Annotated in this window: 1 pseudogene; it reads right to left on the bottom strand. The window is 56.1% G+C overall.

The features are described from left to right. Window positions 1–62: 62 nt before the first annotated feature. Window positions 63–255, bottom strand: a pseudogene (locus tag RMT89_RS44245) (3-oxoacyl-ACP synthase); the annotation flags it as partial.

The raw sequence follows: 255 nt of genomic DNA on the forward strand, positions 1-255 counted from the left end.
ATCAAGCTCCCCTTCGCACCATCCGCGTAAAGATGAACTTCCTGAACCCCCTTGCTTGATTCTTACTTCGGTCCCAGGACCACAGCTCCGGCACCGTCACCAAAAAAGACACAAAAATTGCGATCGGTCTGGTCGACCGCGCGGGACATAATGTCGACGCCGATGACAAGCGGATGCTTCGCCCCGCCCGTCTGGACAAACTGATCCGCAACCGAAAGCGCATAGACAAATCCCGAACAGGCCGCCGTCAAATCG

Source organism: Streptomyces sp. P17 (assembly GCF_032436805.1).
In the GTDB taxonomy this organism is placed as follows: Bacteria; Actinomycetota; Actinomycetes; order Streptomycetales; family Streptomycetaceae; genus Streptomyces.